The 390-nt window shown below is 60.0% G+C and carries 1 protein-coding gene; it reads left to right on the top strand.

Annotated features, from left to right (window positions below; all coding sequences use genetic code 11):
- The coding region (locus AB4Z23_RS28880; RefSeq protein WP_441361358.1) for an isochorismatase family protein at nucleotides 1-390 on the top strand (390 nt) is incomplete at both ends.

Genomic DNA, 390 nt, shown 5'->3' with positions numbered 1-390 from the left:
CGCCAACGGCGTTCTCGTCGTCTATTTCCAGAACGGCTGGGACAAGGACTATATCGAGGCCGGCGGCCCCGGATCGCCGAACTGGCACAAGTCGAACGCGCTGAAGACCATGCGGGCAAGGCCGGAATTGCAAGGCACGCTACTCGCCAAGGGCACCTGGGATTACGACCTCGTCGAGGAGTTGAAGCCGCAACCGGGCGACATTCTCGTGCCGAAGACCCGCTATAGCGGCTTCTTCAACACAACCATGGACAGCGTGCTACGCGCCCGCGGCATCCGCAATCTGGTCTTCGTCGGTATTGCCACCAATGTCTGCGTCGAAAGCTCGCTGCGCGACGCCTTCCATCTCGAATATTTCGGGGTGATGCTGGAGGATGCGACGCATCATTT

The sequence above is a fragment of the Agrobacterium sp. MCAB5 genome, from assembly GCF_052114365.1.
Lineage (GTDB): Bacteria > Pseudomonadota > Alphaproteobacteria > Rhizobiales > Rhizobiaceae > Agrobacterium > Agrobacterium tumefaciens.
Note: the sequence above shows the minus strand (reverse complement) of the source record. Positions and strands in the feature narration are given on the sequence as shown.